General features: G+C 68.9%; 28 protein-coding genes. 16 read left to right on the top strand and 12 right to left on the bottom strand.

From position 1 onward, the window contains the following. Positions 1 to 48 precede the first annotated feature (48 nt). The 3 genes from AC0685_RS38680 (at position 49) to AC0685_RS38670 (ending at position 1735) form a co-directional block, all read left to right on the top strand. Positions 49 to 387 carry an ArsR/SmtB family transcription factor gene (locus AC0685_RS38680; RefSeq protein WP_478230028.1) on the top strand — a complete coding sequence of 113 codons (339 nt, stop codon included), beginning with the start codon at positions 49 to 51 and terminating at the stop codon, positions 385 to 387. Beyond that, a complete protein-coding gene (locus AC0685_RS38675) occupies positions 380 to 1033 on the top strand; it encodes a DUF899 domain-containing protein (RefSeq protein ID WP_478230027.1) in 654 nt (217 codons plus the stop codon). The genes AC0685_RS38680 and AC0685_RS38675 overlap by 8 nt, the downstream gene beginning before the upstream one ends. A 144-nt stretch (positions 1034 to 1177) precedes the next feature. Continuing rightward, entirely contained in the window at positions 1178 to 1735 is a 558-nt protein-coding gene (locus AC0685_RS38670) for a dihydrofolate reductase family protein (RefSeq protein ID WP_478230026.1), read from the top strand. A gap of 49 nt (positions 1736 to 1784) precedes the next feature. Here AC0685_RS38670 and AC0685_RS38665 read toward each other — a convergent pair whose 3' ends face one another. Genes AC0685_RS38665 through AC0685_RS38650 form a run of 4 tightly spaced genes read right to left on the bottom strand, consistent with a single transcriptional unit; the run spans position 1785 to position 6960 of the window. Further along, positions 1785 to 2348, bottom strand: a complete 564-nt coding sequence (locus tag AC0685_RS38665; protein WP_007033694.1) for a GTP-binding protein — start codon at positions 2346 to 2348, stop codon at positions 1785 to 1787. Between the two features lie 28 nt (positions 2349 to 2376). Next, complete coding sequence (locus AC0685_RS38660) at positions 2377 to 3123, bottom strand: DUF742 domain-containing protein (protein ID WP_478230025.1); 747 nt, start codon at positions 3121 to 3123, stop codon at positions 2377 to 2379. 7 nt (positions 3124 to 3130) lie between these two features. Next, a complete protein-coding gene (locus AC0685_RS38655; RefSeq protein ID WP_005166055.1) occupies positions 3131 to 3583 on the bottom strand; it encodes a roadblock/LC7 domain-containing protein in 453 nt (150 codons plus the stop codon). After that, entirely contained in the window at positions 3580 to 6960 is a 3381-nt protein-coding gene (locus AC0685_RS38650; RefSeq protein ID WP_478230024.1) for a sensor histidine kinase, read from the bottom strand. The genes AC0685_RS38655 and AC0685_RS38650 overlap by 4 nt, the downstream gene beginning before the upstream one ends. Before the next feature lie 971 nt (positions 6961 to 7931). Here AC0685_RS38650 and AC0685_RS38645 point away from each other — a divergent pair. Then, positions 7932 to 8354 (top strand): DUF485 domain-containing protein, encoded by a 423-nt coding sequence (locus tag AC0685_RS38645; protein ID WP_478230023.1) that lies wholly within the window; start codon positions 7932 to 7934, stop codon positions 8352 to 8354. Further along, complete coding sequence (locus tag AC0685_RS38640) at positions 8351 to 9925, top strand: solute symporter family protein (RefSeq protein ID WP_340685105.1); 1575 nt, start codon at positions 8351 to 8353, stop codon at positions 9923 to 9925. Before AC0685_RS38645 ends, AC0685_RS38640 begins: the two co-directional genes overlap by 4 nt. Before the next feature lie 53 nt (positions 9926 to 9978). Here the strand turns inward: AC0685_RS38640 and AC0685_RS38635 are convergent, their stop codons facing one another. Next, complete coding sequence (locus AC0685_RS38635; RefSeq protein WP_478230037.1) at positions 9979 to 10548, bottom strand: TetR/AcrR family transcriptional regulator; 570 nt, start codon at positions 10546 to 10548, stop codon at positions 9979 to 9981. 136 nt (positions 10549 to 10684) lie between these two features. On the opposite strand from AC0685_RS38635, the gene AC0685_RS38630 reads away from it, so the two are divergent. After that, entirely contained in the window at positions 10685 to 12112 is a 1428-nt protein-coding gene (locus AC0685_RS38630) for an MFS transporter (RefSeq protein WP_478230022.1), read from the top strand. Here AC0685_RS38630 and AC0685_RS38625 read toward each other — a convergent pair. The 5 genes from AC0685_RS38625 to AC0685_RS38605 form a co-directional block, all read right to left on the bottom strand. Continuing rightward, positions 12102 to 12455, bottom strand: a complete 354-nt coding sequence (locus AC0685_RS38625) for a DUF3817 domain-containing protein (RefSeq protein ID WP_034322453.1) — start codon at positions 12453 to 12455, stop codon at positions 12102 to 12104. The genes AC0685_RS38630 and AC0685_RS38625 overlap by 11 nt on opposite strands. Positions 12456 to 12478: 23 nt before the next feature. Then, complete coding sequence (locus AC0685_RS38620; RefSeq protein ID WP_340685101.1) at positions 12479 to 12850, bottom strand: hypothetical protein; 372 nt, start codon at positions 12848 to 12850, stop codon at positions 12479 to 12481. A gap of 326 nt (positions 12851 to 13176) precedes the next feature. Continuing rightward, positions 13177 to 14061, bottom strand: a complete 885-nt coding sequence (locus AC0685_RS38615) for a lytic transglycosylase domain-containing protein (protein ID WP_478230021.1) — start codon at positions 14059 to 14061, stop codon at positions 13177 to 13179. A gap of 131 nt (positions 14062 to 14192) precedes the next feature. Next, positions 14193 to 14675 carry a helix-turn-helix transcriptional regulator gene (locus tag AC0685_RS38610; RefSeq protein ID WP_478230020.1) on the bottom strand — a complete coding sequence of 161 codons (483 nt, stop codon included), beginning with the start codon at positions 14673 to 14675 and terminating at the stop codon, positions 14193 to 14195. Between the two features lie 350 nt (positions 14676 to 15025). After that, positions 15026 to 15181 carry a hypothetical protein gene (locus AC0685_RS38605; RefSeq protein WP_162182762.1) on the bottom strand — a complete coding sequence of 52 codons (156 nt, stop codon included), beginning with the start codon at positions 15179 to 15181 and terminating at the stop codon, positions 15026 to 15028. A 132-nt stretch (positions 15182 to 15313) separates the two neighbouring features. On the opposite strand from AC0685_RS38605, the gene AC0685_RS38600 reads away from it, so the two are divergent. Beyond that, positions 15314 to 16099 (top strand): crotonase/enoyl-CoA hydratase family protein, encoded by a 786-nt coding sequence (locus AC0685_RS38600; protein WP_478230019.1) that lies wholly within the window; start codon positions 15314 to 15316, stop codon positions 16097 to 16099. A gap of 10 nt (positions 16100 to 16109) precedes the next feature. Beyond that, complete coding sequence (locus AC0685_RS38595) at positions 16110 to 16649, top strand: GNAT family N-acetyltransferase (protein ID WP_478230018.1); 540 nt, start codon at positions 16110 to 16112, stop codon at positions 16647 to 16649. A 211-nt stretch (positions 16650 to 16860) separates the two neighbouring features. On the opposite strand, the gene AC0685_RS38590 is transcribed toward AC0685_RS38595, so the two are convergent. Both AC0685_RS38590 and AC0685_RS38585 read right to left on the bottom strand, forming a co-directional pair. Beyond that, positions 16861 to 18009 (bottom strand): CaiB/BaiF CoA transferase family protein, encoded by a 1149-nt coding sequence (locus AC0685_RS38590; RefSeq protein ID WP_478230017.1) that lies wholly within the window; start codon positions 18007 to 18009, stop codon positions 16861 to 16863. Between the two features lie 27 nt (positions 18010 to 18036). Beyond that, a complete protein-coding gene (locus tag AC0685_RS38585) occupies positions 18037 to 19188 on the bottom strand; it encodes an acyl-CoA dehydrogenase family protein (protein ID WP_478230036.1) in 1152 nt (383 codons plus the stop codon). A 104-nt stretch (positions 19189 to 19292) separates the two neighbouring features. Between AC0685_RS38585 and AC0685_RS38580 the strand changes: the two genes are divergently transcribed. The 8 genes from AC0685_RS38580 to AC0685_RS38545 all read left to right on the top strand — a co-directional run bounded on the left by AC0685_RS38580 (position 19293) and on the right by AC0685_RS38545 (position 24930). After that, positions 19293 to 19907 (top strand): TetR/AcrR family transcriptional regulator, encoded by a 615-nt coding sequence (locus tag AC0685_RS38580; RefSeq protein WP_478230016.1) that lies wholly within the window; start codon positions 19293 to 19295, stop codon positions 19905 to 19907. 127 nt (positions 19908 to 20034) lie between these two features. After that, positions 20035 to 20391: a YbaB/EbfC family nucleoid-associated protein gene (locus AC0685_RS38575; protein ID WP_478230015.1), complete on the top strand. Its 357-nt coding sequence runs from the start codon at positions 20035 to 20037 to the stop codon at positions 20389 to 20391. Then, complete coding sequence (locus tag AC0685_RS38570) at positions 20388 to 20654, top strand: hypothetical protein (RefSeq protein WP_478230014.1); 267 nt, start codon at positions 20388 to 20390, stop codon at positions 20652 to 20654. Before AC0685_RS38575 ends, AC0685_RS38570 begins: the two co-directional genes overlap by 4 nt. Continuing rightward, positions 20651 to 21034: a WXG100 family type VII secretion target gene (locus AC0685_RS38565; protein WP_478230013.1), complete on the top strand. Its 384-nt coding sequence runs from the start codon at positions 20651 to 20653 to the stop codon at positions 21032 to 21034. The genes AC0685_RS38570 and AC0685_RS38565 overlap by 4 nt, the downstream gene beginning before the upstream one ends. After that, positions 21031 to 21726, top strand: coding sequence for a hypothetical protein (locus AC0685_RS38560; RefSeq protein WP_478230012.1), 696 nt, complete (start codon positions 21031 to 21033; stop codon positions 21724 to 21726). The genes AC0685_RS38565 and AC0685_RS38560 overlap by 4 nt, the downstream gene beginning before the upstream one ends. Then, entirely contained in the window at positions 21723 to 22298 is a 576-nt protein-coding gene (locus AC0685_RS38555; protein ID WP_478230011.1) for a DUF3558 domain-containing protein, read from the top strand. The genes AC0685_RS38560 and AC0685_RS38555 overlap by 4 nt, the downstream gene beginning before the upstream one ends. 103 nt (positions 22299 to 22401) lie before the next feature. Continuing rightward, entirely contained in the window at positions 22402 to 23199 is a 798-nt protein-coding gene (locus AC0685_RS38550; protein WP_478230010.1) for a hypothetical protein, read from the top strand. Positions 23200 to 23316: 117 nt separating this feature from the next. Beyond that, the gene (locus AC0685_RS38545) at positions 23317 to 24930 is read left to right on the top strand and encodes a succinic semialdehyde dehydrogenase (RefSeq protein WP_478230009.1); all 1614 of its coding nucleotides are present in this window, start codon (positions 23317 to 23319) and stop codon (positions 24928 to 24930) included. Positions 24931 to 24999 lie beyond the last annotated feature (69 nt).

Genomic DNA, 24999 nt, shown 5'->3' with positions numbered 1-24999 from the left:
ACCAGTATATTCAACCCAAGGGTTAAACAACCGATTGATTGAGCAGCGATGACCACTGATCAGCTCAGCGCCACGTTCGCCGCACTGGCGGACCCCACCCGGCGGGCGATCCTCGCCCGGCTGGCCACCGGCGAGGCCGGCGTCAACGAGCTGGCCGAACCCTTTCCGGTCAGCCTCCAAGCCATCTCCAAGCATCTCAAGGTCCTCGAGCGCGCGGGCTTGATCAGCCGGAGCCGGACCGCGCAATGGCGGCCCTGCCGGCTGGAGGCCGCCCCGCTCGGCGACGTCTCCGAGTGGGTCGAGCGCTACCGGCGCTTCTGGGAAGGCGGTTTCGACCGCATGGAAGAGCACCTCGCGGAACTGAGGAAAGGCGAACACAATGACTGAGACCGTCACCCTGCCGGAAGTCGTCTCGGCGGGCGAATGGCAGATCGCCCGAGACGCGTTGCTGGCCAAGGAAAAGGAGCTCACCCGCGCGGCGGACGCGATCGCCGCCGAACGGCGACGGCTGCCGATGGTCCGCTTCGACAGCACCTACGAATTCGACGGGCCCGAGGGCCGGGTCACCCTCCTCGACCTGTTCGAGGGGCGGCGGCAGCTGATCATCTACCACTTCATGCTCGCCCCCGGGCAGAAGGCGGGCTGCCCCGGCTGCTCGATGGTCGTGGACAACATCGGTCACCTCGCCCACCTGCACGCCCGCGACACCACGCTGTACGTCGTCGCGCCGGCGACACTGCCCGAGATCGAGCGGTACAAGGAGCGGATGGGCTGGACCGTCCCGTGGGTCTCGACCGCCGACGGCTTCAACCCGGACTGCGGCATCGACGGCGGGTTCGGCATCAGTGTCTTCCTGCGCGACGGCGACGAGGTGTACCGGACGTACTTCACCACCGGTCGCGGCGGGGACCAGCTGGTGGGAACGCTGCGATACCTGGACCTGACCCCGTTCGGGCGGCAGGAGGCCTGGGAGGAGTCCGGCCGCGGGACAGACGGCCCCGGGCACTGGTGGAAGCGGCACGACGAGTACTGAGCCCTGCCGCATTTAGTCCTCTGAATGCGCCCCGAGCGCATCCAGAGGACTAAATGCGGGAGGCATGTCGAGAACCCCGCGCCCGCTCCGACCCCTCGGTGTCCGGCGCCCGGAAGGCGGGCGCCACACCGGAGGGATCAAGCCATGCGCAAGCTCGTCTACGCCGTCCACACCTCGCTCGACGGCCGCATCGAAGGCCCGGAGGGCGAGTTCGACTGGACCACGATGGGCCCGGAGCTTTCCGCCCACTCCCAGGAACTGGTCGACCGCGCCGACACCTTCGTCTACGGACGACGGGTCTGGGACATGATGGCGTCGTACTGGCCGCAGGCCGAATCGATCTCCGACGACCCGCACGATCTGCGGTTCGCCCCGATCTGGAGGAAGACGCCGAAGATCGTCTTCTCCAGGACGCTGGAGAACGCGGACTGGGGCACCGAAGTCGTGGCGGGTGACCTCGCCGAACGCGCGGCCGAACTCAAGGGCAGGCCCGGTAAGGATCTGCTGCTGATAGGCGGGGCCGAGCTGGCCACCGCGCTCGCCGACCACGGCCTGATCGACGAGTTCCACGTCGTCGTGCACCCGGTGGTACTCGGCGGCGGCAAGCAGGTGTTCGCGGGCGGAGCGCGCACGGACCTGCGGCTGACCGGCACCCGGACGATGGACGGGCGCGCGGTACTGCTGACCTACGAAGCGAAGTGAGGTGAGGTGAACCCCCTGGGCGGCAGCCCCTACGCTGCCGCCGTCAGGTTCACCTCGCGTTGCTCGCGCGCAAGGCGATCCACTGCCGCATCGCGTACTCGACCAGCGTGATCAGTGTCTGCTTCGTCGACTCCCGTTCCCGGGCGTCGCAGCGGACGATCGGGATGTTGGGGTCGATCGACAGCGCTTCACGCACGTCGTTGATGTCGTGCTCGAGGATGCCGTCGAAGGTGTTCACCCCGACGATATAAGGCAGGCCCCGGTCCTCGAAGAAGTCGATCGGCGCGAACGAGTCGGCCAGCCGTCGCGTGTCGGCCAGCACCACGGCGCCGATCGCGCCGCGGACGAGGTCGTCCCACATGAACCAGAACCGCTGCTGCCCGGGCGTGCCGAACAGGTAGAGGATCAGGTCCGCGTCCAGGGAGACCCGGCCGAAGTCCATCGCGACCGTGGTGGTCGATTTGTTGGGCGTCTGGTCGAGGTTGTCGATCCCCCGACTGGCGTCCGTCATCATCGCCTCGGTGGTGAGCGGGACGATCTCCGACACCGAACCGACGAAGGTCGTCTTACCCGCACCGAAGCCACCCGCCACGACGATCTTCGCGGATGTCATGGTCGGGGGCGCGGTTTCCCGCGGTGCCTTAAAGCCGACGGAGTCCACTCAAAACCCTTTCCATCAACACCAGATGTGCCTCGGCGCCGTCATTGCCCGAAATCGTCTTGTGCACGCTGACCAGTCCCGCGTCCGCCGCGTCGCTGATCAGCACGCGCGCCACACCCAGCGGCACGCGCAGGGTCGCCGCGATCTCGGCGACCGAACGCGGGGTGCGGCACTCCTCGATGATCGAAACGCACTCGATCTGGTCCGCGGCGGCCGCGGGGAGGCTACCCGCGGCGACGTGGTCCTTGGTGGAGATGAGGGTCTCCAGCTCGAGAGCGTAGTTCGCCTTGGTCCGGCCCCCGGTGAGGGCATAGGGACGGACGATCGCCGTCTCTTCGAGCGGCGACGGCGCCTGCTCGAAGACGGCGGGCATGATGAACTCGCCGCTGGGCGGGCCCGGGTCGAAAAGACCACCTGGTCTCGGCCCGACGGCGCCTGCGCCGCTGTCGGGTGGAGAAGCAAGTGAGGTCACGCGGTCTCCTTGATCGGTCGGCTGCGGGACTGCCGATTCCCCGGTGGCGGGTGTTCCGCCCGCCCGGGAATCCTGAGGGTGCTTGTTCTTCTTGCGCTTCCGACGACCACGTCCCGAATCCAGGGTGAAGCCGTTCAGGACGTCGGCGAAGGTGCCGTCGTCCCGTGAACCGGCAGCATGGGCAGCCCCCGCGTACGGAGGCTGGTGTTCACCCGTCCCCGGCGGTTCGCCGAAGGATCCGGACCCGGTGCTCATCGGGACATCATCCCACCGGTTCGCCGATCAGCGACCCACCGGCGCCCTGCAATTGTGCGCGAAGTTCCGGGGTGAGGATCTGGCCGACGCGATCGACGAGCATCGTCATCTCGTAGGCGACCTGTCCGATGTCGCAGTTCGGGGCGGCGAGGATGGCCAGGCAGGAACCGTCACTGATGGACATCAGCACCATGATGCCGAGTTCCATCTCGACGACGGTCTCGTTGACCGCGCCCGCCTCGAAACATCGCGCGGCGCCCTGGGTCAGGCTGACCAGGCCGGACGCGACGGCGGCCAGCTGGTCGGCCCGGTCCAGCGGGAGCCTGCTGGACGCGGTGAGCAGGAGGCCGTCCGCCGACACCACCACGGCGTGCGCCACTCCGGGTACCCGCTCGGCGAAGTCGTTGACCAGCCACCCGAACTGGTTCTGCTGGGGCTGGGCCGGGTTCGGCGAGGTCATTCACCCTCCAGGGTTTCGTGGTTGGCTTCGGTCGCCTGGGCCGTGCGGTGCCGTCCGCGCTGGATGCCCTGCTGGAAACTGCTCAGGCGACCGCGCACGTCGTGCGCGTCTCGCTGTGGTCGGGGGGTGACCGCCCCGGCGGGCGGTCCCGCGCTGCCCGGGAGCAGTTGCTCCCCGCGACGGCGCCTGGGTAATCCTGCCGAAGTCATCAGCGAGGGCACGGACTGGGACACCGCTTGGGCCGCTTTCCAGCCTTCGTCGGAGCCGAAGTTCCAGGCGTCCGTCCGCTCGGCGGCGGCGACCGGTTCCGGTTCCGGGCTCGCTGCCTGCGGTTTCCTGCTCGGCAGCGCGGCGGGCGGGACCGCCGGACGCGCGGCCGTCTCCGGCGCCTTCGACGGCTCGGGCGCCGCTGCCTGCTCGACCTTCGCGTCCGGCTGGGCGGTGGCAGGCTTCGTGGCGACGGGCTCGGTGGTGGCCGGCGTGGCCTTGTCCGCCGCTTCCTTGCGTCCCCTCTTGACACCCTGCTGGAAGCTGCTCAGCCTGCCGCGCACGTTCGCCGGGTCGCGGACCGGCAGCTCCGCCTTGGCCGCGGGTTCGGCGGCCGGGATCGACGACGCCGCGCTACCCGGCAGAAGCTGCTCGCCCTTGCGGCGACGCGGCAACCCGGCCTGGGTGAAGGTCGACGGGGCATTCTGGGAGACCTCCTGCACCGTGCGGAAGGCCTTATCGCTGGCGAAGTCCCAGGTGCGGGCCTCCTGCTCGGCGGTCGGAGCGGGCTCGGCCGTCTTCTTCTCTTCGGGTGCCTTCGTCCCCGGCTTCGCCTTCTTGCCCGCGGGCTTTTCCGGAGCGGGCGCGGGCGAACGGAACCACGCCGAGAGCATCTCGTCGAAGATCGGCGTCGTCTCCGACGCGGTGGGCGGCGGCGGGGTCGCCGGGGCCGGCGGCGTGGTCGCCTGGTTCCACCATTCGCTCAGCGTGGTGTTGTTCTTGGCCTCGAACAGTTCCTTGCCGCTGGGCAGATCGCCTTCCGCCGGGGCGGGCTTCTCCGCTTCCTTGGCGACCGGCTCGGGCTCGGCGGCGGGTTCCGGTTCGGGGCGGCGGGGTTCCGGCGCGGGCGGCGGTGTCGTCGTCTCGTCCCGGGGAATCGGGCTGAACAGCGCCGTTCCCGAAATCTCCAGATCGGACGGCGGCCGCGACTCCTTGGGACCGTGCCCGTTGACCGCGGGCTTGGTGTGGCCCGCCAGATCGTTCGCCGACGGCCACCGCTCCCCACCTTGCGAGGGCACGCCCGGCATCGCGGGGCGCGAACCGTTCGTGGGCCGCTGGCGGCGGGGCAGGCCGCCCGGCTGCTGCGGCGGCAGCGGCGCGAGGCGCTGGGTGATCGGGCCGGTGGCGGGGCCGGGGTCTCCCCCGGGCGGGGCCATCACCAGGTCCGCCGGGACCGAGACGGTGGCGCGCACGCCGACGATGTCCTTGCCGCCGTGCAGCGAGACACCGATGCGGTGCCTGCTGGCCAGCCGCCCGACCACGAACAGGCCCATCCGGCGCGAAGTGGTGAGGTCGACGTTGGGCGCCTCGGTGAGCCGGGCGTTGGCCTCGGCGACCTCGGCCTCGTTCATGCCGATGCCCTTGTCGAGGATGTCGATGCCGAACGAGCCGTCTTCGACGAGCCTGGTCGCGACCGTCACCTGGGTTTCCGGGGCGGAGAAGGCCGTGGCGTTGTCCAGCAGTTCGGCGATCAGGCGCATCAGATCGTTGGCCGCGTACCCGACCAGCCGCACCGGCGGCGGATTCTGCACGGTGACCCGCTGGTACTGCTCGATCTCGGACACCGCCGCGCGCACCACGTCGGTGGCGGAGACCGGCTGCCCGGAGCGCCTGCCCGGCTCGGCGCCGGAGAGGACCATCAGGTTCTCGTTGTTGCGGCGCATGCGGGTGGCGAGGTGGTCCAGCTGGAACAGCGTGGCGAGCTGGTCTGCGTCCTCTTCGTCGCGCTCCAGCCGCTCGATCAGCTGCAGCTGCCGCTGCACGAGGCTCTGGCTGCGGCGGGAGAGGTTGACGAACACGTTGCTGTAGCCGGTCCGCATCGAGGCCTGCTCGGTGGCCAGGCGCAGTGCCTGGTGGTGCACCTTGTCGAAGGCCCTGGCGACTTCGCCGATCTCGTCGTCGCCGCCGACCGGGACCGGCCGCACGTCGGTGCCCTGCGAGCGCCCCTCCTGGATGTTGCGGACCGCGTCGGGCAGCTGCTTTTCGGCGACGTCGAGCGCGCTGGCGCGCAACACCTTCAGCGAGCGCAGCAGCTGGCGCGTGATGAGGAAGACGACGGCGACGGCGAGCACCATCGCGCCGAACAGCAGGACCGCGAGCAGGCCCGCGCCGCTGCTGGCGTCGTCGACCAGTTCGGCCGACACCGCGCTCGTCTCGGCACCGAATTTGTTCGCGACCTCGCCGACCTTGCCGATCACCGCGGCCGAGGCGTCGGTCCAGCCCTGCGCGGACAGCGAGCGGAAGGCTTGCGGGGACGGGGTTCCCTGTTCACCGAGGGCGGTTTTCGCGAGCCTGTCACGGTTTTCCATCGCTTGGCCGGTGACGGCGGCGCTGAACTCCTGGCGCTGCTGTTCCGAAGCGGCGGCACGGAAGTCCGTGAGGCGGTCGGCCAGCCGGAGTTCGGCGGTGCGCACCTGGTCGAGCTCGCTCGGCGCGAGACTCGACCGGGCGATGCCGAAGGAGACCAGAGCCTGGCTCAGCGAGAGCTGTTCCTTCATCATGGCGAGGTCGTGCAAGGCCGTGGGGGTGCCACCGAGGACGTCCTGGCCGGCACCGGCCGCCAGCGCGGTGTCGAGAGCGAGCAGCGCGGTGGTGACGTCGGTGTACTCACCGATCGCCTGGACGGGGTCGAGCTGTCCGGACGAGGCCCGCTGCCGGATGTCGGGCAGCCTGTCGAGCTGAGCGGCGGCCGCTTCCCGCGCCTGACGGAGCGACGGCTCGTTCTCCACCGCCCGGGTCGCGGCGGCGCCGTAGAGAGGGATGGCGGTGTCGACGTCGGCGCGGGCCGAGGCGAGCTCGAGGGTCCCGCCGACGGTGCCGGCGGTCAGCCCCGCGGCGGACTGGGTGCGTTCGCGGCCGAGGCCGTCGGCGAGGGTGCGGATATGCCCGCTCAGCGCGACGAGCCGGTCCAGCCGCTGGTAGCCGTCGGACCGGCCGACCTGGCCGGCGATGGTGGCGATGCCCAGTGCGAGCGCGATGAGGATCGGCACCAGCGTCACGGCCGACAGCTTCACCGGCAGGCTCCAGTCCCGCCAGCGCACGAGCGTGCGCCAGCCGGTGGCCCACCGAGATGGCCGGGGAGTGCGTCCCAGCAGCTCCCCGACAGGCACTTGGCCTTCTCCTGCAACGGTCACGTAGGTGACTCCCTGTCCGGCGTCCTGGCACGGTCTGAGGCGCCCGTTCCCGTGAGGTACCTGCCTGCGGGGAACTCGGCCCCGGTCTGACCGCGTGATCGATCGCGACCTGAGGGACCCCGTCCGGGGATCCGGGTGTCCCCAGGAACCCCGGTCCACCTCAGGAGTTCTTGCACCTGCACGTGCAGGTCGCAACCTGCGAAGTGCATGGTCGTCGAGATCAACTTTTCTTTGCCAATCGATCACTGCGGGTCAGCCGGGCCAAAGAATCGTACACCAATCCCGGTGCCGTCAATTCTGTTCAGTACACGGCTGCTGACCAGCGAAAAGCGTGCGTCCGAACGATCTACCGGGCCGGAAAACCGCTCGCGCGTCACAAACGAGGGAATTCCGGTTACGGGTTGCGTGGATGCACAGGGTGCCCTAATCACCCGATCAGCCTACGTACGGTAGCCGCGTCGCCCGGTCGAACTACTTTCCGTGCCCCCAAAGGGTGGGTCAAGCCCAAATATGTGCCCGATGTTGTGGCCTTGCCGCCCAAGCCGGTTCGATATCGCCCCGACATGGTGATTTCTTTCGATACACCCGATGCGGCGGGGGATCTTCCCCGGTCCGGGATGGCGGGCACGGTATCGGAACCCGCCCTGCCCTGGTAGCGAAACTACGATCTGTCACCAGAACGAGGGACAGAGCGTGGTCATCATCCGTCGTTTGCCGCAGTGGGCCGTTCGGGCGACGACCGCGCGTGACAACCCGGCTCACTATGACGAGTGATAAACCCGGTTTCATTCCGGCCGAAACGATTTCCCGAAACACTAATGGAAGGTAAAACCGAATACCGGCTCACGCCTTCGCGGAACCGGGGTCGCCTATTCAGAGCAGGTGAAGCCGTAGATAGTATGTGCGCTCCCCGTACCGCGCCACGGATGCAAGCCCCGGAGGAACCCATGCCCGACGTCGCGCGTCCTTACGCGGCGAGCAACGCCCTGGAGGACACCGGGCAGATGCCCGCGCTGTTCGTCCGCGAGCGCCAGCCCACTCCCCCGCCACCGCGCGCCACCGGCCCGGACTACGACCGGATCCAGCACGGCAAGGAGTTCGTCGCGCTGCGCAAGACCTTCCGCCGGTTCGTGTTCCCGATGAGCCTGCTCTTCTTCACCTGGTACATGACGTTCGTGCTGCTGGCGGCCTACGCGCACGACTTCATGAGCCGGAAGGTATGGGGCGAGGTCAACGTCGGCATGCTGCTCGGGCTCGGCCAGTTCGCCAGCACGATCCTGATCACGATCGCCTACCTGAAGTTCACGAACAAGCGGCTCGACCCCAAGGTCGAGGCGCTGCGGGCCTCCGTCGGGGCGGGTGAGCGATGAGCATCCCCGACAACAACCCGGTGCTGAACATCGCGGTGTTCGCGCTCTTCGTCGCGATCACCCTGTACGTCGTGTACCGCGTCAGCACGCGTAACTCGTCCACTTCGGACTACTACGCGGCAGGCAGCGCCTTCACCGGGCGACAGAACGGCATCGCACTTTCGGGTGACTTCCTCTCGGCGGCGTCGTTCCTCGGTATCGCCGGGGCGATCGCGATCCACGGCTACGACGGCTTCCTGTACTCGATCGGGTTCCTCGTCGCGTGGATGGTCGACCTGCTGCTGATCGCGGAGCTGCTGCGCAACACCGGCCGCTTCACCATGGGCGACGTGCTGAGCTTCCGGATGAAGCAGCGCCCGGTCCGCGCCGCGGCCGCGACGTCGACCCTGGTGATCTCCTTCTTCTACATGCTCGCGCAGATGGCGGGCGCCGGCGGCCTGGTGGCGCTGCTGCTGGACATCCACGGTGGTATCGGCCAGGCGCTGGTGATCGGCGTCGTCGGTGTCGTCATGGTGCTGTACGTGCTGGTCGGCGGAATGAAGGGCACCACGTGGGTGCAGATCATCAAGGCCACGATCCTGTTGCTGACCGGTGCGCTGATCACCGTGTTCCTGTTCGGCAAGTTCGGCTTCAGCTTCTCGAACCTGCTCGCGGCCGCCGCCGACAACAGCCCGCTCGGTGACGAACTGCTGGAGCCGGGCGGCTCGTACGGCAAGAGCGAGGTCACGAAGCTCGACTTCGTCTCGCTGGCACTGGCCCTGGTCCTCGGCGCCGCCGCGCTCCCGCACGTGCTGATGCGCTTCTACACGGTGCCGAACTCGCGCGAGGCGCGACGCTCGGTGGTGTGGGCGACCGCGTGCATGACGATCTTCTATCTCTGCACCCTGGTCATCGGTTTCGGCGCGGCCGCGCTGGTCGGCCCGGAGGCGATCAAGAACGCGCCCGGCGGGGAGAACTCGGCGGCGCCGCTGCTCGCGCTGAACATCGGCGGCACCCTCCTGCTCGGCATCGTCTCGGCGGTGGCCTTCGCGACCATCCTCGCCGTCGTCGCCGGGCTGACGATCACCGCTTCGGCGTCCTTCGCGCACGACGTGTACGCGAACATCTTCAAGCGCGGCAAGGCCGAGCCGGCCGCGGAGGTCCGGGTCGCCCGGCTGACCGCGGTCGCCGTCGGGGCGCTCGCGATCGTGGGCGGCATCCTGGCGAACGGGCAGAACATCGCGTTCCTGGTGGCGCTGGCGTTCGCCGTCGCGGCGTCGGCGAACCTCTCGACGCTGCTGTACTCGCTGTTCTGGAAACGCTTCAACACCACCGGCACGCTGTGGGGCATCTACGGCGGGCTGATCGCGAGCCTGGTGCTCGTGTTCTTCTCGCCGGTGATGTCCGGGGCCGCGGACTCGATCATCAAGAGCGTCGACTTCCACTGGTTCCCGCTGAAGAACCCGGGCCTGGTGTCGATCCCGTTCTCGTTCCTGTGCGGGTTCGTGGGCACGTTCGTCGGCCGGTCGAAGGCCGATCCGGTCAAGCACGCGGAGATGGAGGTGCGGTCCCTCACCGGGATCGGCTCCTGACCCGCGCGCCATGAAAGGTCCTTTCCTTGCGAAATTTGCAAGGAAAGGACCTTTCATGGCATCCGGAGACCGTCCAGCACGATCGCGAGAAGCCGCTTCGTGTCCTCCTCCGAAGCCTTGCTCGCGGCCGAGCCCAGCCCATGGCCGAGCCGCAAGATGTCGACGCCCGCGACGTCGGGCCGGAGCACACCCTCGTCCTGAGCCGCCTTCACGATCGTGTCAGCAGCGGCCCGCAGGCGTGACTGGCACCAGCCGAAGACTTCGGAGCCCGCGTCGACGGACGCCTTCAGCGTCATCGCGAGCCCATGCTTCTCGACAACGTAGATGACGTGCGTGGCCAGCCAAGTCTCGAGTGCCTTGCCCGGCGGCAATTCGTCGAGCAGGTCGTACGCCTGCTGCGCCAGCCCGTCGATCTCGTCGCGGTAGACGGCCTCGATCAACTTGTCGCGCGTCGGGAAGTGCCGGTACAACGTGCCCGCGCCGACACCGGCGCGTTTGGCGATGTCGTCGGCGGGCACGTCCACGCCGTCGGCGGTGAACGCCTCCTTCGCCACGGCCACGATGCGCTCGTAGTTGCGCCGCGCGTCCGCGCGCATGGGGCGGGCCGGATCGGCCGTGACCATCTGCACCTCCTCGGCGACGAAAACGGAGACGTTCTCCGAATTCACTTGCGTAAGCGGAGACGGTCTCCATATCATCGCTCACGACCTCAAGTGGAGAGTCTCTCCGCTTCATCTCGTTACGTCTTCGGAGTATTCCTTGACCGAGCGAACCCTGCGTGCCGAGCCCCGGCCCGAACCGGCCGAGGCCCCGCCACCTCCGCACCGGCTGGTCCTCCCGATCATCCTGACCTGCCAGCTCATGCTCATCCTCGACGCGACGGTGATGAACGTCGCGCTCCCGCGCATCCAGTCCGAACTCGGCTTCACCGATACTGGCCTGTCCTGGGTGATGACGGCGTACAGCCTGGTCTTCGGCGGCTTGCTGCTCCTCGGCGGCCGGGCGGGCGACTTGTTCGGCCGCCGCCGGACGTTCGTCGTCGGCGCGGCCGTGTTCACCGCCGCCTCCCTGCTCGGCGGCCTCGCCGGTTCGGCGGAACTGCTGATCGCCGCCCGGGTCGCGCAGGGCTTCGGCGCCGCGCTCGCTGGGCCGAGCACACTGGCGCTGATCACCAGCACGTTCACCGAAGCCAAGGCACGAGTGCGCGCGCTGGCGTTGTTCTCGGCGATGTCCAGCAGCGGTTTCGCGATCGGCCTGCTGCTCGGCGGGCTGCTGACCGAATGGATCTCGTGGCGTGCGGCGCTGTACATCAACGTCCCGTTCGGGCTCGCGATCGTGCTGCTCACTTCCCGGTACGTCGCCGATCCTCCACGACGGCGCGCCCGGCTGGATCTTCCCGGCGCGTTCACCGGCACCCTCGGCGTCGGCTCGCTCGTGTTCGCCTTCACCCACGCCGCTTCGCACGGCTGGGGCGACATGATCACCCTCGGCAGCCTCGCCGCCGGGGTGACGCTGCTGGCCGCGTTCCTCACCATCGAGACGAGGGTGCGCGAACCGCTGATCCCCCTGCGCCTGTTCGCCGAACGCGACCGCGCCGCGGCCTACGTCAACTTCTTCCTCGGGCCGATGGCGATGATGTCGATGTTCTTCTTCCTGACCCAGTTCCTGCAGGACATCGCGGGTTTCGCCGCACTGGAGACCGGCTTCGCGTTCCTGCCGATGGCGGTCTGCATGTTCCTGCTGAGCAGGCTGATCCCGAAGCTGCTCCCCCGGTTCGGACCGAAGCCGCTCGCGCTGACCGGGACCGCGCTGATGACCGGCGGGGTCGTCTGGCTGACCACCCTGACCACGGACAGCGGCTACTTCTCGCATCTGCTCGGGCCGATGCTGCTGATGGGCGTTGGCGCCGGGCTGGCATTCTCCCCGCTCAGCGTGATCATCATGGCGACGGTGCCCACCGACGACGCGGGTGCCGCCGGCGGCGCGCTGCAGACGTCGCAGCAAGTCGGGGCGACATTGGGGCTGGCGATCCTGATCACCGTGTTCGGCGCGGCGACCCGCACGCCGTCCGGGAGCCCGGCGGAGACTGCCGTCGCCGGGATGACCGCGGCGTTCACCGCCGCGGCCGTCGTGACGGCGGTGTCGTTCCTGGTGGCGCTGACCTTCCGGCGCCGGCTTAGAGCTTGACGCCCGCCTGGACCTTGTGCGTGACCTTGCGCTCCATCACGAACGAGAAGAACGGGATGCAGCCGGCGATCAGCACGAGGAGCGTGCCCTTCATCGACCAGCGGGCCTTGATCGCGAGGTCGACCGCGAGCAGCAGGTAGATCAGGTAGAGCCCACCGTGGACCATGGGGATCATCTTCACGAACTGGGGAAGTTCCACGCGGAAGACGTACTGCAGCAGCATTTCGACGACCAGCCCGAGCAGGGCCACACCGGTGGCGTACGCCGCGACGCGGAACCGGATCAGCGGTCCGCCCAACGAGACCGGGCGGGCCGGGGCGGCGTCGTCAGTTCGGGTGGTCATAGGGTCTCGAACCTCTCTGGGGACTACTTGTCGCGGGCGTTGAGTTCGCGCAGGTACCTGTTGTACGCGGCGAGCTCGTCGTCCTCGGGGGGCGGCGGCGCCGGAGCCCGTCGCTGCCGGGGAGCGGGCACTTCGGGGACGGCGGTCTCGGCCACCGTCTCCTGGGCGTCGGCCTCGGCGGCGCGACGGCGGAGCTTGCGGATCCGCCAGAACATGAAGGCGGGGAACAGTCCGAACAGCGGCCACTGCAGAACGTAGCCGAGGTTCTGGAACGTCCCGCTGGCCGAGGAGAACCGCTCCCACTGCCACCACGCGAGCCCGCAGCACAGCGCCAGGCTCACCAGGCAGACGCCGGCGATGCCGAGACGGCGCAGGGTGACGGACGAAGCGGGCACATATCGACGCTAGCACTGGGCGCGCGGCGAAACATCGCCGACCTGGGCGCTCGGGACCTTGGTCCCGAGCCGCGACCTCGCGCGTGAGGCGAAGGTGTCGTGAGTGAGTTGGGGGCGTGCCGCCGGTGCACAGATGGCGGTTCGCGTGACCGGATGGACGACACACGTGATTGAACGGACGCGCACACCGGTCCGTGAAGGCCTCCTTACCTACCCTGAAGGTAGTGAAGGAGGCCCTCACTACCCACCGATGTGACGCCTTGTGACGCTGGGACAACCGTGACGCCAGGAAGCCTTCACAGAACGATCCGACCGGGCCGAATCGCTCACGAACGCGAGGCGACGGCCTTCGCGTAGTCGTCCGCAAGCCCGAAGACCTTCTGCGCGTACTCGGTCGAGTTGTTGTACGACAGGATTCCCTGCCACCACCCCGATGCGGCCGACATGTCCCGGTTGTTCACGCACAGGTACCGCGCCGCCGCCAGCGTCGCGTCGTCGATCTGCTGCGGGTCGCCGAGGCCGTCGCGGTTGCCGTCGGCGGCGTACCGGCGCCAGGTGCTGGGGATGAACTGCATCGGGCCGACCGCGCGGTCGACGGCCGCGTCGCCGTCGAATTGGCCGCCGTCGGTGTCGCCGATCGCCTTCACGCCGGGCGATCCGTCGAGCGGGACGCCGATGATCGGCTTCGACGGCCGTCCGTCCTGGCCGAGGACGGCGCCGCCGTACTGACCGTGGTTCGACTCGATCCGGCCGATACCCGCCAGGGTCGCCCACGAGATCTTGCAGTTCGGCTGCATCTGGCGCATCGCCAGCTCGGCGTTGCCGTAGGCGAGCAGCGCCCTCGCCGGGATGCCGGTGGCCTGCGCCGCCCGCTCGGTCCAGGCGGTCAGCGGGTCCTTGCCCGGCTTCGGTTGCGCCTGCTGCGGCGCGGTCTGCTGGGCGGCGCCGCCCGCGAGGGTGGCGTTGACCGGGGCGACCGAACCGGGTTTGACGTCCGCCGCCTTGACCTGCAGCGCGGGGATCTCCATCGTCGTGGGGCTCGCGACCGGGGCGGACGCCTTGGTCACCAGCCAGATCCCGCCGCCGGCGAGGCCGAGCACGGCCAGCACGATCACCAGCCTGCCGAATACGGCGGCGCCCACCCCGCGGCGTGGCGGAGCGGGCGTGGCCGGGTCGGCGACGAGCTCGTCGTTTTCCGGGGTGGTGCGCACGAAGCGGGTCCTCCAGCGTGGGCGGCGATCACGACCGATGCTCGAACAACGAGCCCGCGCAGGTTAGCGTTACGCGGTCGCCGGAATCGCCCTTGCCACGCCGGTTCACCCGCGCGTGCGAGAAGTTCTCATCAGGCGGACTTCTGCTGCCTCGCCAGCCGCGCCACGCACCAGGCCGGGGCGCTGCCGCGACGGAGGTGCTGCAAAACGGTCATCGGGCCGAGACGGCGGCTCAGGTCGGACGGGGCGAGCCCGGCCGCGCGGTAGTCGAGCGCACGCTGGTCGAGCGGGCTGATGCCGGCGTCCCACCAGGCTTCGGCCTCGGCGACGCCGCCGACCATCTGCCACCAGCCGGCGGCCGCGACGAGCAGCTCCTGCGGGACCTCCGGGAGACGACGGCGCATGGCGTCGAGGTAGCCGGGATCGGCGGCCTCGACCGGCGCCCAGCGCCCCTGGCCGGACTGCTGACGCTGGCCGGGGATTCCGGGAGCCTGCCTCGGCACATCGGCCAGCCACGCCGACGCGATGCGATCGGCTTCCTGCTCCTCGGGGGTCTGCTCACGCTCGGCCGCCCACTGCCGGATCAACGCATCGACTCCGGGATCTCCGGTCATCCCTGCCTCCTCATGATTCCCCGACTGACAAGCCCTGACTTACTTGCCCGGCTGAAAGTTCCGCTGCCGTGAGGCTTGCACCTGCGGAAACTCCTCGCCCAGGAGGCCGGCTCCGGCGCCTGGAGGACCAACCGATCACGCAATGTGAGCACCGTAGGGGCGCGGAGGTCTTTTCCGCCAGAGCTTCCAGGGCACGAATTCGTCGACCAGCGGGTTTTCGGGGGCAATCCACCCGGATGGTCGAGTCATCCGACCGAAATCCGAGACGGGTGACGCTGAGTGATAACCGCTGGTGACTGTGCACAGCGATCACCGGCATCACCAGGGACGCCGGTGATCGCCGCGATGGGTCAGGAGAAGAGGCTCCGGACGAACGTCACGATGGCTTCGGCACCGGACCGGAGCCAGCCGAGCGCGGTGTGGACGGCGTCGGCGGATTGCGTCGGCCTGCTGATCAGAAAGAAGAGCACGAGCGCGACGACGGCGATCACAACGAATTTCTTCAAGCCGGGCGACATGGCTCCATCCCATCACACCGTAGTGTCCAGACGATGACTCCGCGCGCACTGCGGACTTTGTCACCACTTTAAGGAGAATCGGGCCCTGTTGCCCACCCGGTTTCCCCGAGGGAGCGATCGATGAGCGAAAACGTTCTTGTCCACCGGGAGGGGCCGGTGACGACGATCACGCTGAACCGCCCCGAGTCGCGCAACGCCGTGGACGGTCCGACGGCGAACGCTCTGGCGGACGCGTTCCGCGCGTTCGACTCCGACGAACAGGCCGCGGTCGCCGTCCTCACCGGTTCGGGTGACGCCTTCTGCGCCGGAGCCGATCTGAAGGCCGTCGGCACCGGCCGCACCAACTCGCTCAGCCCGGCGGGTGACGGGCCGATGGGCCCGACGCGCATGGCGCTGTCGAAGCCGGTGATCGCCGCGGTCCGCGGGCACGCCGTCGCGGGCGGCCTGGAACTGGCGCTGTGGTGCGATCTCCGGGTCGCCGACAGCACTGCCGTGTTCGGCGTGTTCTGCCGCCGCTGGGGGGTGCCGCTGATCGACGGCGGCACGGTGCGCCTCCCCCGGCTGATCGGGCATTCGCGGGCGATGGACCTGATCCTCACCGGCAGGCCGGTGGACGCCGACGAGGCGCTCGCGATCGGGCTTGCGAACCGGGTCGTGCCGGATGGCGAGGCCCTGGCGGCCGCGCAAGCGCTGGCACGCGAACTGGCCGCGTTCCCCCAGGCGTGTCTGCGCGCGGATCGCAAATCCGCGTACGGCCAGTTCGGACTGACCGAGGACGAGGCGATGCGCGCCGAGTTCTCGAACGCGCTGATCGGCGGAGGGCTCGCCGAGGAGGCCGTCGCGGGCGCGAGCCGGTTCAGTGACGGCGCGGGGCGTCACGGCAGTTTCGACGGCCCACGGCTCTAGGGTCTGTCGGATGACAGAAACCGGAGTCGCGCTCAGACCGGTCTACGAAGACGACCTGCCGATGCTGGAAGCGCTGACGAACGATCCGCGGGCCGCGGGCACGTTCGAATGGCACGGCTGGCACGACCCGCACTTCCTGCGCCGCCGCTGGGCCGAGACCGGCATGCTCGCGGCGGACAACGGGATGCTGATGATCGAGCTCGACGGGCAGCGGCTCGGTTTCGTCTCCTGGCACAAGACGAGGACGGGCTCGACGTCGTACTGCTGGAACGCCGGGCTCGTGCTCGTCCCCGAGGCACGCGGCCACGGCTACGGAACCGAGGCGCAGCGGTTGCTGGTCCGCTACCTCTTCGCGCACACGCAGATGAACCGGGTCGAGGCGTCGACGGAGGCGGGCAACCTCGCCGAGCAGCGCTCCCTGACGAAGGCGGGCTTCACCCGGGAGGGTGTGCTGCGCGGCTACGGGTTCCGGGACGGCGCCTGGCGCGACCACATCCTCTATTCGGTGGTGCGATCGGACCTGGGCCCCGCGAATGGGAAGGCCGGTTAGAGCCGATCGTGTCTTGGCTACCTACCGCCGACGCGCGTGGCAGGATGGACGACTCGCGGCGGGGCCCGGCCACGGTCGTGTCGTCCCACCAATCACGCGTGTCGTCCGCCGGATCACGCGTGTCGTCCGGTAGGTCACGTGACATCGTCGGTGCGGTCTCGTGAGTGGTAAGGACGGTTAGAACCGTCCTTACCACTCACGAGGCCGATCACTAAGCGATCGTCCCGGCGGCCCTGAGCCGTTCGATCCCCTCGGCGTCCACGCCGAGTTCGGCGAGGACCTCGGCGGTGTCGCCACCCTTGGGCCGAGGCGGTTCCGGCGTCTCGGCCGGCGTGCGGTCGAACCTCGGCGCCGGCGCGGGCTGCAGCATGCCGCCGACGTCGATGAACGTCTTGCGCGCGACGTTGTGCGGATGCGACGGCGCCTCCTTCGGGGAGAGCACCGCCGTCAGGCACGCGTCGGTGCCCTCGGCCTTCGCGACCAGCTCGTCGCGGGTGTGCTTCGCGACGGCTTCGGCGACGATCTTGCGCAGCTTCGGCCACTCGTTCTTGTCGACGTGGACCGGGGTCTCCTCGGGGTCGAGGCCGAGCACCTTCACCAGGTCGCCCCAGAACCGCATCTCGATCGCGCCGATGGCGACGTATTTGCCGTCGGCGGTCTCGTAGGTGTCGTAGAACGGCGCGCCGCCGTCGAGCATGTTCTCGCCGCGCCCACCGGACCACAACCCGGAATCCAGCAGCCCGTGCAGGCTGGTGGTCAGCAGCGCCGCACCGTCCACCATGGACGCGTCGACCACCTGTCCCTTGCCGGACGTCTGGCGTTCGAACAGCGCCGCCAGCACACCCATGGCGAGCAGGAGGCCACCGCCGCCGAAGTCACCGACGAGGTTGAGCGGCACCACCGGCCGCTGCCCGGCGTGCCCGATGGGTTCGAGCGCGCCGGAGATGCCGATGTAGTTGATGTCGTGCCCGGCGACGGTCGCCAGCGGGCCGTCCTGGCCGTAGCCGGTCATCCGGCCGTAGACCAGCCGCGGATTGCGGGCGTGGACCTGTTCCGGCCCGATGCCCATCCGCTCGGCGACGCCGGGGCGGAACCCCTCGATGAGCACGTCGGCGTCGTCGGCGAGTTTCAGCACCAGTTCGACGCCCTCGGGGGTCTTGGTGTTGATCCCGATCGACCGCCTGCCGCGCGCGAGCGGATCGTTCGGGAACCCGATGACGTCGTTGCCCGGTGTCGCCCGGTCGATCCGGACGACCTCCGCGCCGAGATCGGCGAGGATCGTGCAGGCGAACGGCGCCGGGGCGAGCCCGGCCAGTTCGACGACCTTGAGCCCGCTGAGCGGGCCGGCCTTTTTCGCCACGTTCTTCCTTCCTACGCCAACGGTTTCTCAGAGCGTGCGAGAGATGATTTCCTTCATGATCTCGCTGGTGCCACCGAAGATGCGGGAGATCCGGATGTCGGCCCACGCGCGCGCGATCGGGTACTCGGTCATGTAGCCGTAGCCGCCGAAGAGCTGCAGGCAGTCGTCGACGACCTTGTTGACCCGTTCGGTGGTCCACAGCTTCGCCATCGCCGCGCCCTGCACGTCGAGTTCCTTGCGCAGGTGCCGTTCGATGCACTGGTCGAGGAACGCGCGGGACACCGCGGCCTCGGTCGCGGCCTCGGCGAGCTTGAACTTCGTGTTCTGGAAGTTGTAGACCGGGCGGCCGAACGCCTGGCGGTCCTTGGTGTAGGCGATGGTCTGGTCGATCGCGGCCTCCATCCCGGCGACCGCGGTGACGGCGATGATCAGCCGTTCCTGCGGCAGCTGCTGCATGAGCTGGATGAAGCCGAGACCTTCCTGTGCGCCGAGGAGGTTGGCGGCGGGCACGCGGACGTCGTCGAAGTTCAGCTCCGCCGTGTCCTGCCCCTTGAGGCCGATCTTGTCGAGGACGCGGCCGCGGCTGAAGCCGGGCGTGTCGGTCTCGACGGCGATCAGCGAGACACCCTGCGCGCCCGCCTCCGGGTCGGTCTTCACCGCGACCACGACGAGGTCGGTGTGGAAACCGTTGGTGATGAACGTCTTCGCGCCGTTGATCACGTAGTGGTCGCCGTCGCGTACCGCGCGGGTCTTGATGTTCTGCAGGTCCGAACCGGTGCCTGGCTCGGTCATCGCGACCGCGCCGACCATCTCGCCGGAGGCGAACTTCGGCAGCCACGCCTTCTTCTGCTCTTCATTCGCGTACTCGAGGATGTAGTGCGCGACGATTCCATTGTGGACGGTGACGCCCCAAGCGCTGTCACCGGACCGGGCCTGCTCTTCGTAGAGCACGGCTTCGTGGGCGAACGTGCCGCCGCCACCGCCGTACTCCTCCGGGATGGACAGGGCCAGCAGGCCGACCTCGCCCGCCTTCGTCCACAGCTCGCGGTCGACCTTCTTCTCGGCCGCCCAGCGCTCCTGGTTCGGCACGAGTTCCTTCTGGCAGAAGGTCCGGGCGAGGTCCCGGAGGTCTTCGAGCTCCGTCGTGCTCCACGAACTCTTCTGGATCTGCAAGGGCACGGCCAACGCCTCCTGATCGGACCTGGAAAACATGACGCTTAGGATGTAAGTTCCATTCGGAATGTACATCCGTACCGAGCTGCACGTAAAGGGGGCCGGAGCCGGTGAGCGTGCTCGGCAGGACCCACCGCACCCAGGCCGAGCGGCGCGAGCAGACCCGCACCGCGCTGCTCGACGCGACCATCGACTGCCTGGTCGACCTCGGCTACGCGCGCACGTCGGTCCAGGAGATCTGCGCCCGCGCCGGCGTCTCGAAGGGCGCCGTGCAACATCACTTCTCCGCGAAGGCCGAACTCATGGCGGCCGCCGTCGAGCATCTGACCGAAAAGCTGCGCGGGCGGCTCGCGGCGTCGATCACGGCGCTTCCCGGCGGCGCCTCGGGGGTCGCGGCGGCGATCGACCTGCTGTGGGAGGGCTACTCGGGCACGCTGTCCACGGCCGCCACGGAACTGTGGGTCGCGGCGCGCACCGACCCCGAACTCCGCGAGGCGATCCGCCCGGTCGACAGGGCGCTGGGCCGCTCGACGCTGGAGCACGTCACCGCGGTCGCCGGGGATCTGCCGAAGGAACGCGCGGAGATCCTCTTCTGGCTGACCGTGAACCTCACCCGGGGACTGGCGCTGGACGCCGAACTCGGCGGCGATCCGAAGCGACGGCGGCAACTGCTCGACGAATGGAAGCGCGTCGCGGTGATGTTGTACGAGGACACCTCCTCATAGCGGCGAGAATTGCGAATTCACAAAAGTAGAGGTACCGCGCTTACGAAAGCGTGAGGAAGAAGACAAGCCCCACCTGCGTTTACTACTCTGGATATTCGGGTAGCTACGCAGGGGAGGCGACACCGACGTGTCCTGGAAGGCGGACGAACTCAGACTCCGGGCCGAGGAACTCGACGCGGAACTCGAGCGGAACAGGTACCCGGGCCGATCGCACGACGGGCTGGCCTTCGCCGTCGTCACCGGTCAGGGCAGGCTGATCGGCCTGTTGCTCGCGGATCACGCGACCGGCATCCCGCATCCGCAGCTGGCCGGGCCCGCCGTCGTGGAGGCCGTGCACGCGGCCAGGAAAGCGGCGGCGGAAGTGAGCCTTGTCAAAATGCGGGCGATGTTCGGCGAAACGGATCACCGGCGCCGAAGATCGCCGGAACCCGACGGTGAGGAGAGTTTCGAGGAAATCGACTTCCTGGACGGAGGTCTCCGGTGAATCACGAAGACGATCTTTATCACCTCGCGAAAGAAATAGACGCCAAGGTCGAGAGCGCGAAAGAGGCGTCTTCGGCGGCGGCGCGGGCGCAGCGGACATGGCGGCTCCCCGGCGAGATCGGGACGTTCACGACCACCGGGACAGGCGAACTGGTGGACGTGTCCTTGAACCCCTCGGTGGTGAAGTCCTACTCCGCCGCGAGCCTGTCCCGGAAGCTGCTCGCGGGCATCCAGCGGGCCGAGCGGGACGGAGGGATCGCGTGAGTAGTCCGCATCCCTTCGACCCCGGCCCGGGACAGGGCTACCACGTCTATCCGGAGAAGCTGCGCGCCGCGGCGGACACCATCGACCAGGCGGCGGATCTCGTCCGCGGCTTCGCGCTCACCGACCTCGCCGACGTCCGGCTCGGACCGAACGACCTGGGGTTGCCGGGCACCCTCGCCGAGCTGATGCGGGGCGTGCAGGGCGCGGGCACTGTCGACGCCTACAACCGGGCCGTCGACCAGGTCCGGGAGATCTCCGTGGCCAACTCAGCCGAACTGGGCGAACTGAGCGCGGCGCTCCACCGCGCCGCCGAGCACTACGAGCGACTCGACCGGCAGGCCTACGAAGAGATGAAGAGGCTCGAAGGAGGGATCCGATGACCGGCCTCCAGTACCCCGACAAGGCCGACCAGGAGGTCCGTTTCTACGCCGACCTGATCGGTGCGGACGGAATCGTCGAACTCCTGGACAACCTCAAGAACTTCCTGCTCGGCGACCTGCGAAGGTCACTGGAGCTGGCGGACAAGTTCGCCTCGCAGAGCAAACTCAAGTCGGCGTCCGAGCTCGTCACGACGACGAAACTGTCGTTGCGCACGACCTGGCAAGGCGATGGCTTCGACCAGTTCGACGCGTACGCCGCCGAAACGACGAAAGCCCTCGACGCGGGGCAGACGTCCTTGGGCAACCTGACGACGGTCGTGGTGAATCTCGCGACCACCGTCATCAACACCTACAAGAACCTGCTCGAGCTGCTGGGCAACTGCGCTTCGACCCTCGCCCAGCTCGGCGGGAAGTTCGGCGTGGTCCTCGGTTCGGCGGTGTTCCCGCCGCTGACCCCGCTCGCGGTGAAGGATCTGATCGACGGCATCAACTCGGCGTTCACCACCTTCTGGCGGGACTGCAACGCGAGCCTCACGCACCTGCTCACCGACATGACGACGCTGATCGGGGCCGGGTTCCAGCTCCAGGTCATCAAGGAGACCTTTCCCAAGGTCCCGCCCGTGGGAACGAGCGCGCCGGTGGTCGCCGATCCCCGGCGCTGGCGGATCAAACCCGAAGCGGATCCGGCATGAGGCGCGCGGCGATCGTCCTCCTGGCACTGCTCGTCGCCGGCTGCGGCGGGACGGCGCCCGAGCCGCCGCGGCGGTCGCCCGCGCTCGCGCCGCCGATCCCCGCCCCTCTCGACGGCGCGAGGTTCCTCGCCGACCCCTGCAGCGCGATCACGGTGGAGCAGGTCGAAAGCATCGGCTTCACCGGCGGGAGCCGCGACTCGGGCGACGGCGCACGCTGCGTCCTCGCCTTCGGTCCGATCGTCCGGGTGCAGACCTCGTGGCTGAGCCCGATGCGGGAGACCCTCGGCACCCTCTACGCCGACCACGCGAACGGCAAGGCCACCGGGAACCGGTGGGAGGAGCTGACGATCAAGGGCTATCCGGTGGTGGTGGTCTGGGCCGAGGAGAACGTCCCCGGCCGTCAGGACAAGGGGCCGCTCGCCTGCCGGCTGGCACTCGGGCTGGACGAGGAGACCTTGATGTACGTCGGCACCAACGTCGACGAACGCGCCGAGGCGGGCCCGTGGCGGTACGACTCTTGTGGCGCCGCGAAGAAGGTCACGGAATTCGTCATCGAGAACCTCCGCTTGTAGCACGCACGGATGCCGCTGACCAGAGCACAGCTGACACTTATCCCGTCGGCCGATCCGTGGTGGAATTCCTTGCTGGACAACCGAACCGGCGGAGGAGTCGACCATGAACGCGCCGCAGCAGCAGCCGTACCAACCGACTGGCCCGTTCGGCGCAGTACCGCCCGCCACCGCGTCGCGCCCGCCGTCCGACGTGCGGCTCCCCCGCCTCTTCGCCGCGATGATGGGGGTTTTCGCCGGCCTGCTGGTCCTTCTCGCGACTTTTCTCCCGCAGTCGACGTACGAGCAGGTGTCCGACGGCAAGGCGGTGTCGAAATTCGCCGAGACCGGCTGGACGCGGATCTTCGACATCGAACCGTCGGCGGAGGAGAAGGAGTTCTACGACAAGACGCATGTCGCCCGCTACGGCATCCCGCTGTCCGCCGCCGCGCTGACTCTGTTCGCCGGGGCCGCGGTGGGTTTCGCCGCGTACCAGCGCAATTCGGGTTCGCCCGCCGCGACGACGTCGAGGACGCTCCTCATCGCGGGCGGGGCGGGGGCCGCGGTCGGCGTCTGGATGCTCGGCATGGACATCTCGGCGAGCCTGAGCTTCGGACAGGACACCGGCCGGTTCGTCTCGCGTTATGGGACCGGGAGCGGATTCTGGATCCTGCTCGCCGGCGGGCTCGTGGCGTTGCTCACGGTCGGGCTGGCGGTCGTGGCCAACCGTCGTGAACCGGCGCCGCCCCCGCAGGCCCCTTACCCGGTCACCTACACCCCTTATGCTCCCGGTGTCCCTCAGCAGCAGTATCCGCAGGCCTACGAGCCGCCGTCGCCCCCGACGCCGCCCGCGGGATCCGCGTTGCAGCAGCAGGACATCCTGCGCCCGTCCCCGGACAATCCGCCACGGCCCGACAATACGTGAAACTGATTCATATCAGCACTGGACAGTCTCCATACCGGCGGTATGCTGTACTCGTCGGTAACACCTGGGCTCTGCGTGGCGCCTTTCCGGCTCCGCGCGGCATGGAACGGAGACGGCATGACGAGCACGACACCGGCGAGTGCGGGCCAGCACACCGAAGGACCGTCCACCATCGGCGGCGTTCCCGGCGCCCCCGCCATGACGAGGGCGGAACGGCTCGTGCGCCGGGTCGTGGGCGGTGCGGACTCGGCGCCCGTCCAGATGCGCGCGCCCTTCACCGGACAGCCGATCGCGACCCTTCCCCAAGCCACCGACGCCGACGTCCGCGCCGTGTTCGACCAGGCGCGGGAAGCTCAGCGCGCATGGGCCGAGCGACCGGTCGAAGACCGCCAGCGCATCCTGATCCGCCTGCACGATCTGGTGCTGAAGCGGCAGGAAGAGGCGCTCGACCTCGTGCAGATCGAGGCGGGCAAAGCACGGATGGACGCCTTCGACGAAGTCAGCGCCACCGCGCTCGTGGCCGCCTACTACGGCAAGCACAGCGCGAAGTTCCTGTCGCCGCGCCGCGCCGCCGGGCTGATCCCGGTGTTGACGAAGGTCGGCGAGATCCGGCACCCCAAGGGTGTCGTCGGGATCATCTCGCCGTGGAACTACCCCCTCGCGCTGACCGCGATGGACGTCCTGCCCGCGCTCGCGGCGGGCAACGCCGTCGTGCAGAAGCCGGACAACCAGACCGCGCTCTCAGCGCTGTGGCTGCAGGAGGTCGCCGAGGAGGCCGGGCTGCCCGCCGGTGTCTGGCAGATCGTGCTCGGCCGGGGCTCGCAGATCGGCGACGCCCTGGTCGAGGAATCGGACTACCTGTGCTTCACCGGATCCACGCCCACGGGTAAGGGGCTCGCCGCGAAGGTGGCGGAGCGGCTGACGAGCTACTCGCTGGAACTCGGCGGCAAGAACCCGATGATCGTGCTGCCCGACGCGGACATCGCCAAGACCGCCACGGGCGCGGTGACCGCGTGCTTCTCCTCCGCGGGGCAGCTGTGCGTCTCGGTCGAGCGCATCTACGTGCACGAGTCGATCCGCGAGGAGTTCACTCGCGCGTTCGTCGCCAAGACCGCCGCGCTGCGGCTGGGCGGCGCCCTGGACTACCAGGCGCAGATGGGATCCCTGACCTCCGAGGCCCAGCTGGAGACGGTGTCGGCGCACGTCGAGGACGCCCGCTCCAAGGGCGCGAAGGTGCTCACCGGTGGCAAGGCGCGGCCCGACCTCGGCCCGCTGTTCTACGAGCCGACCGTGCTCACCGACGTCACCGAAGACGTCAAGCTGTTCGCCGAGGAGACCTTCGGGCCGGTCGTGTCGATCTACGGCTACACCGACGTCACCGACGCGATCGAGCGGGCCAACGACACGAAGTTCGGGCTGAACGCGAGCGTGTGGTCGCGCAACGGCCGGGCGGGCTGGGAGGTCGCGGCGCGGCTGAAGGCCGGGACCGTCAACGTCAACGAAGGCTTCGCGGCGACTTTCGGGACCGTGGGCCTGCCGATGGGCGGGATGAAGGAGTCCGGCGTCGGGCGGCGCAACGGTGCCGAAGGCCTGCTCAAGTACACCGAGGCCCAGGCGATCGCTTTGCAGCGCGGGATGCCGCTGCGCCCCGGCCGCGGAATCCCGCCGAAGCTCTGGGTGCGGGCACTGAGCACGAGTCTGAAAGCCCTGCGCCGCCTCCCGCGCCGCTGATCCACCTCCCGCATTTCGTCCTCTGAACGCGGTACTTGCACACGCAAGGATCGCATTCAGAGGACGAAA

Source organism: Amycolatopsis sp. NPDC043889 (assembly GCF_056435645.1).
This window is presented reverse-complemented; position numbering and strand designations above follow the sequence as displayed.

Excerpts from the sequence above, each read along its gene's own strand:
- AC0685_RS38680 (WP_478230028.1), top strand. The coding sequence starts at position 49 with ATGACCACTGATCAGCTCAGCGCCACGTTCGCCGCACTGGCGGACCCC.
- AC0685_RS38675 (WP_478230027.1), top strand. The coding sequence starts at position 380 with ATGACTGAGACCGTCACCCTGCCGGAAGTCGTCTCGGCGGGCGAATGG.
- AC0685_RS38670 (WP_478230026.1), top strand. The coding sequence starts at position 1,178 with ATGCGCAAGCTCGTCTACGCCGTCCACACCTCGCTCGACGGCCGCATC.
- AC0685_RS38665 (WP_007033694.1), bottom strand. The coding sequence starts at position 2,348 with ATGACATCCGCGAAGATCGTCGTGGCGGGTGGCTTCGGTGCGGGTAAG.
- AC0685_RS38660 (WP_478230025.1), bottom strand. The coding sequence starts at position 3,123 with ATGAGCACCGGGTCCGGATCCTTCGGCGAACCGCCGGGGACGGGTGAA.
- AC0685_RS38655 (WP_005166055.1), bottom strand. The coding sequence starts at position 3,583 with ATGACCTCGCCGAACCCGGCCCAGCCCCAGCAGAACCAGTTCGGGTGG.
- AC0685_RS38645 (WP_478230023.1), top strand. The coding sequence starts at position 7,932 with ATGCCCGACGTCGCGCGTCCTTACGCGGCGAGCAACGCCCTGGAGGAC.
- AC0685_RS38640 (WP_340685105.1), top strand. The coding sequence starts at position 8,351 with ATGAGCATCCCCGACAACAACCCGGTGCTGAACATCGCGGTGTTCGCG.
- AC0685_RS38635 (WP_478230037.1), bottom strand. The coding sequence starts at position 10,548 with ATGGTCACGGCCGATCCGGCCCGCCCCATGCGCGCGGACGCGCGGCGC.
- AC0685_RS38625 (WP_034322453.1), bottom strand. The coding sequence starts at position 12,455 with ATGACCACCCGAACTGACGACGCCGCCCCGGCCCGCCCGGTCTCGTTG.
- AC0685_RS38610 (WP_478230020.1), bottom strand. The coding sequence starts at position 14,675 with ATGACCGGAGATCCCGGAGTCGATGCGTTGATCCGGCAGTGGGCGGCC.
- AC0685_RS38600 (WP_478230019.1), top strand. The coding sequence starts at position 15,314 with ATGAGCGAAAACGTTCTTGTCCACCGGGAGGGGCCGGTGACGACGATC.
- AC0685_RS38595 (WP_478230018.1), top strand. The coding sequence starts at position 16,110 with ATGACAGAAACCGGAGTCGCGCTCAGACCGGTCTACGAAGACGACCTG.
- AC0685_RS38560 (WP_478230012.1), top strand. The coding sequence starts at position 21,031 with ATGACCGGCCTCCAGTACCCCGACAAGGCCGACCAGGAGGTCCGTTTC.
- AC0685_RS38555 (WP_478230011.1), top strand. The coding sequence starts at position 21,723 with ATGAGGCGCGCGGCGATCGTCCTCCTGGCACTGCTCGTCGCCGGCTGC.
- AC0685_RS38550 (WP_478230010.1), top strand. The coding sequence starts at position 22,402 with ATGAACGCGCCGCAGCAGCAGCCGTACCAACCGACTGGCCCGTTCGGC.
- AC0685_RS38545 (WP_478230009.1), top strand. The coding sequence starts at position 23,317 with ATGACGAGCACGACACCGGCGAGTGCGGGCCAGCACACCGAAGGACCG.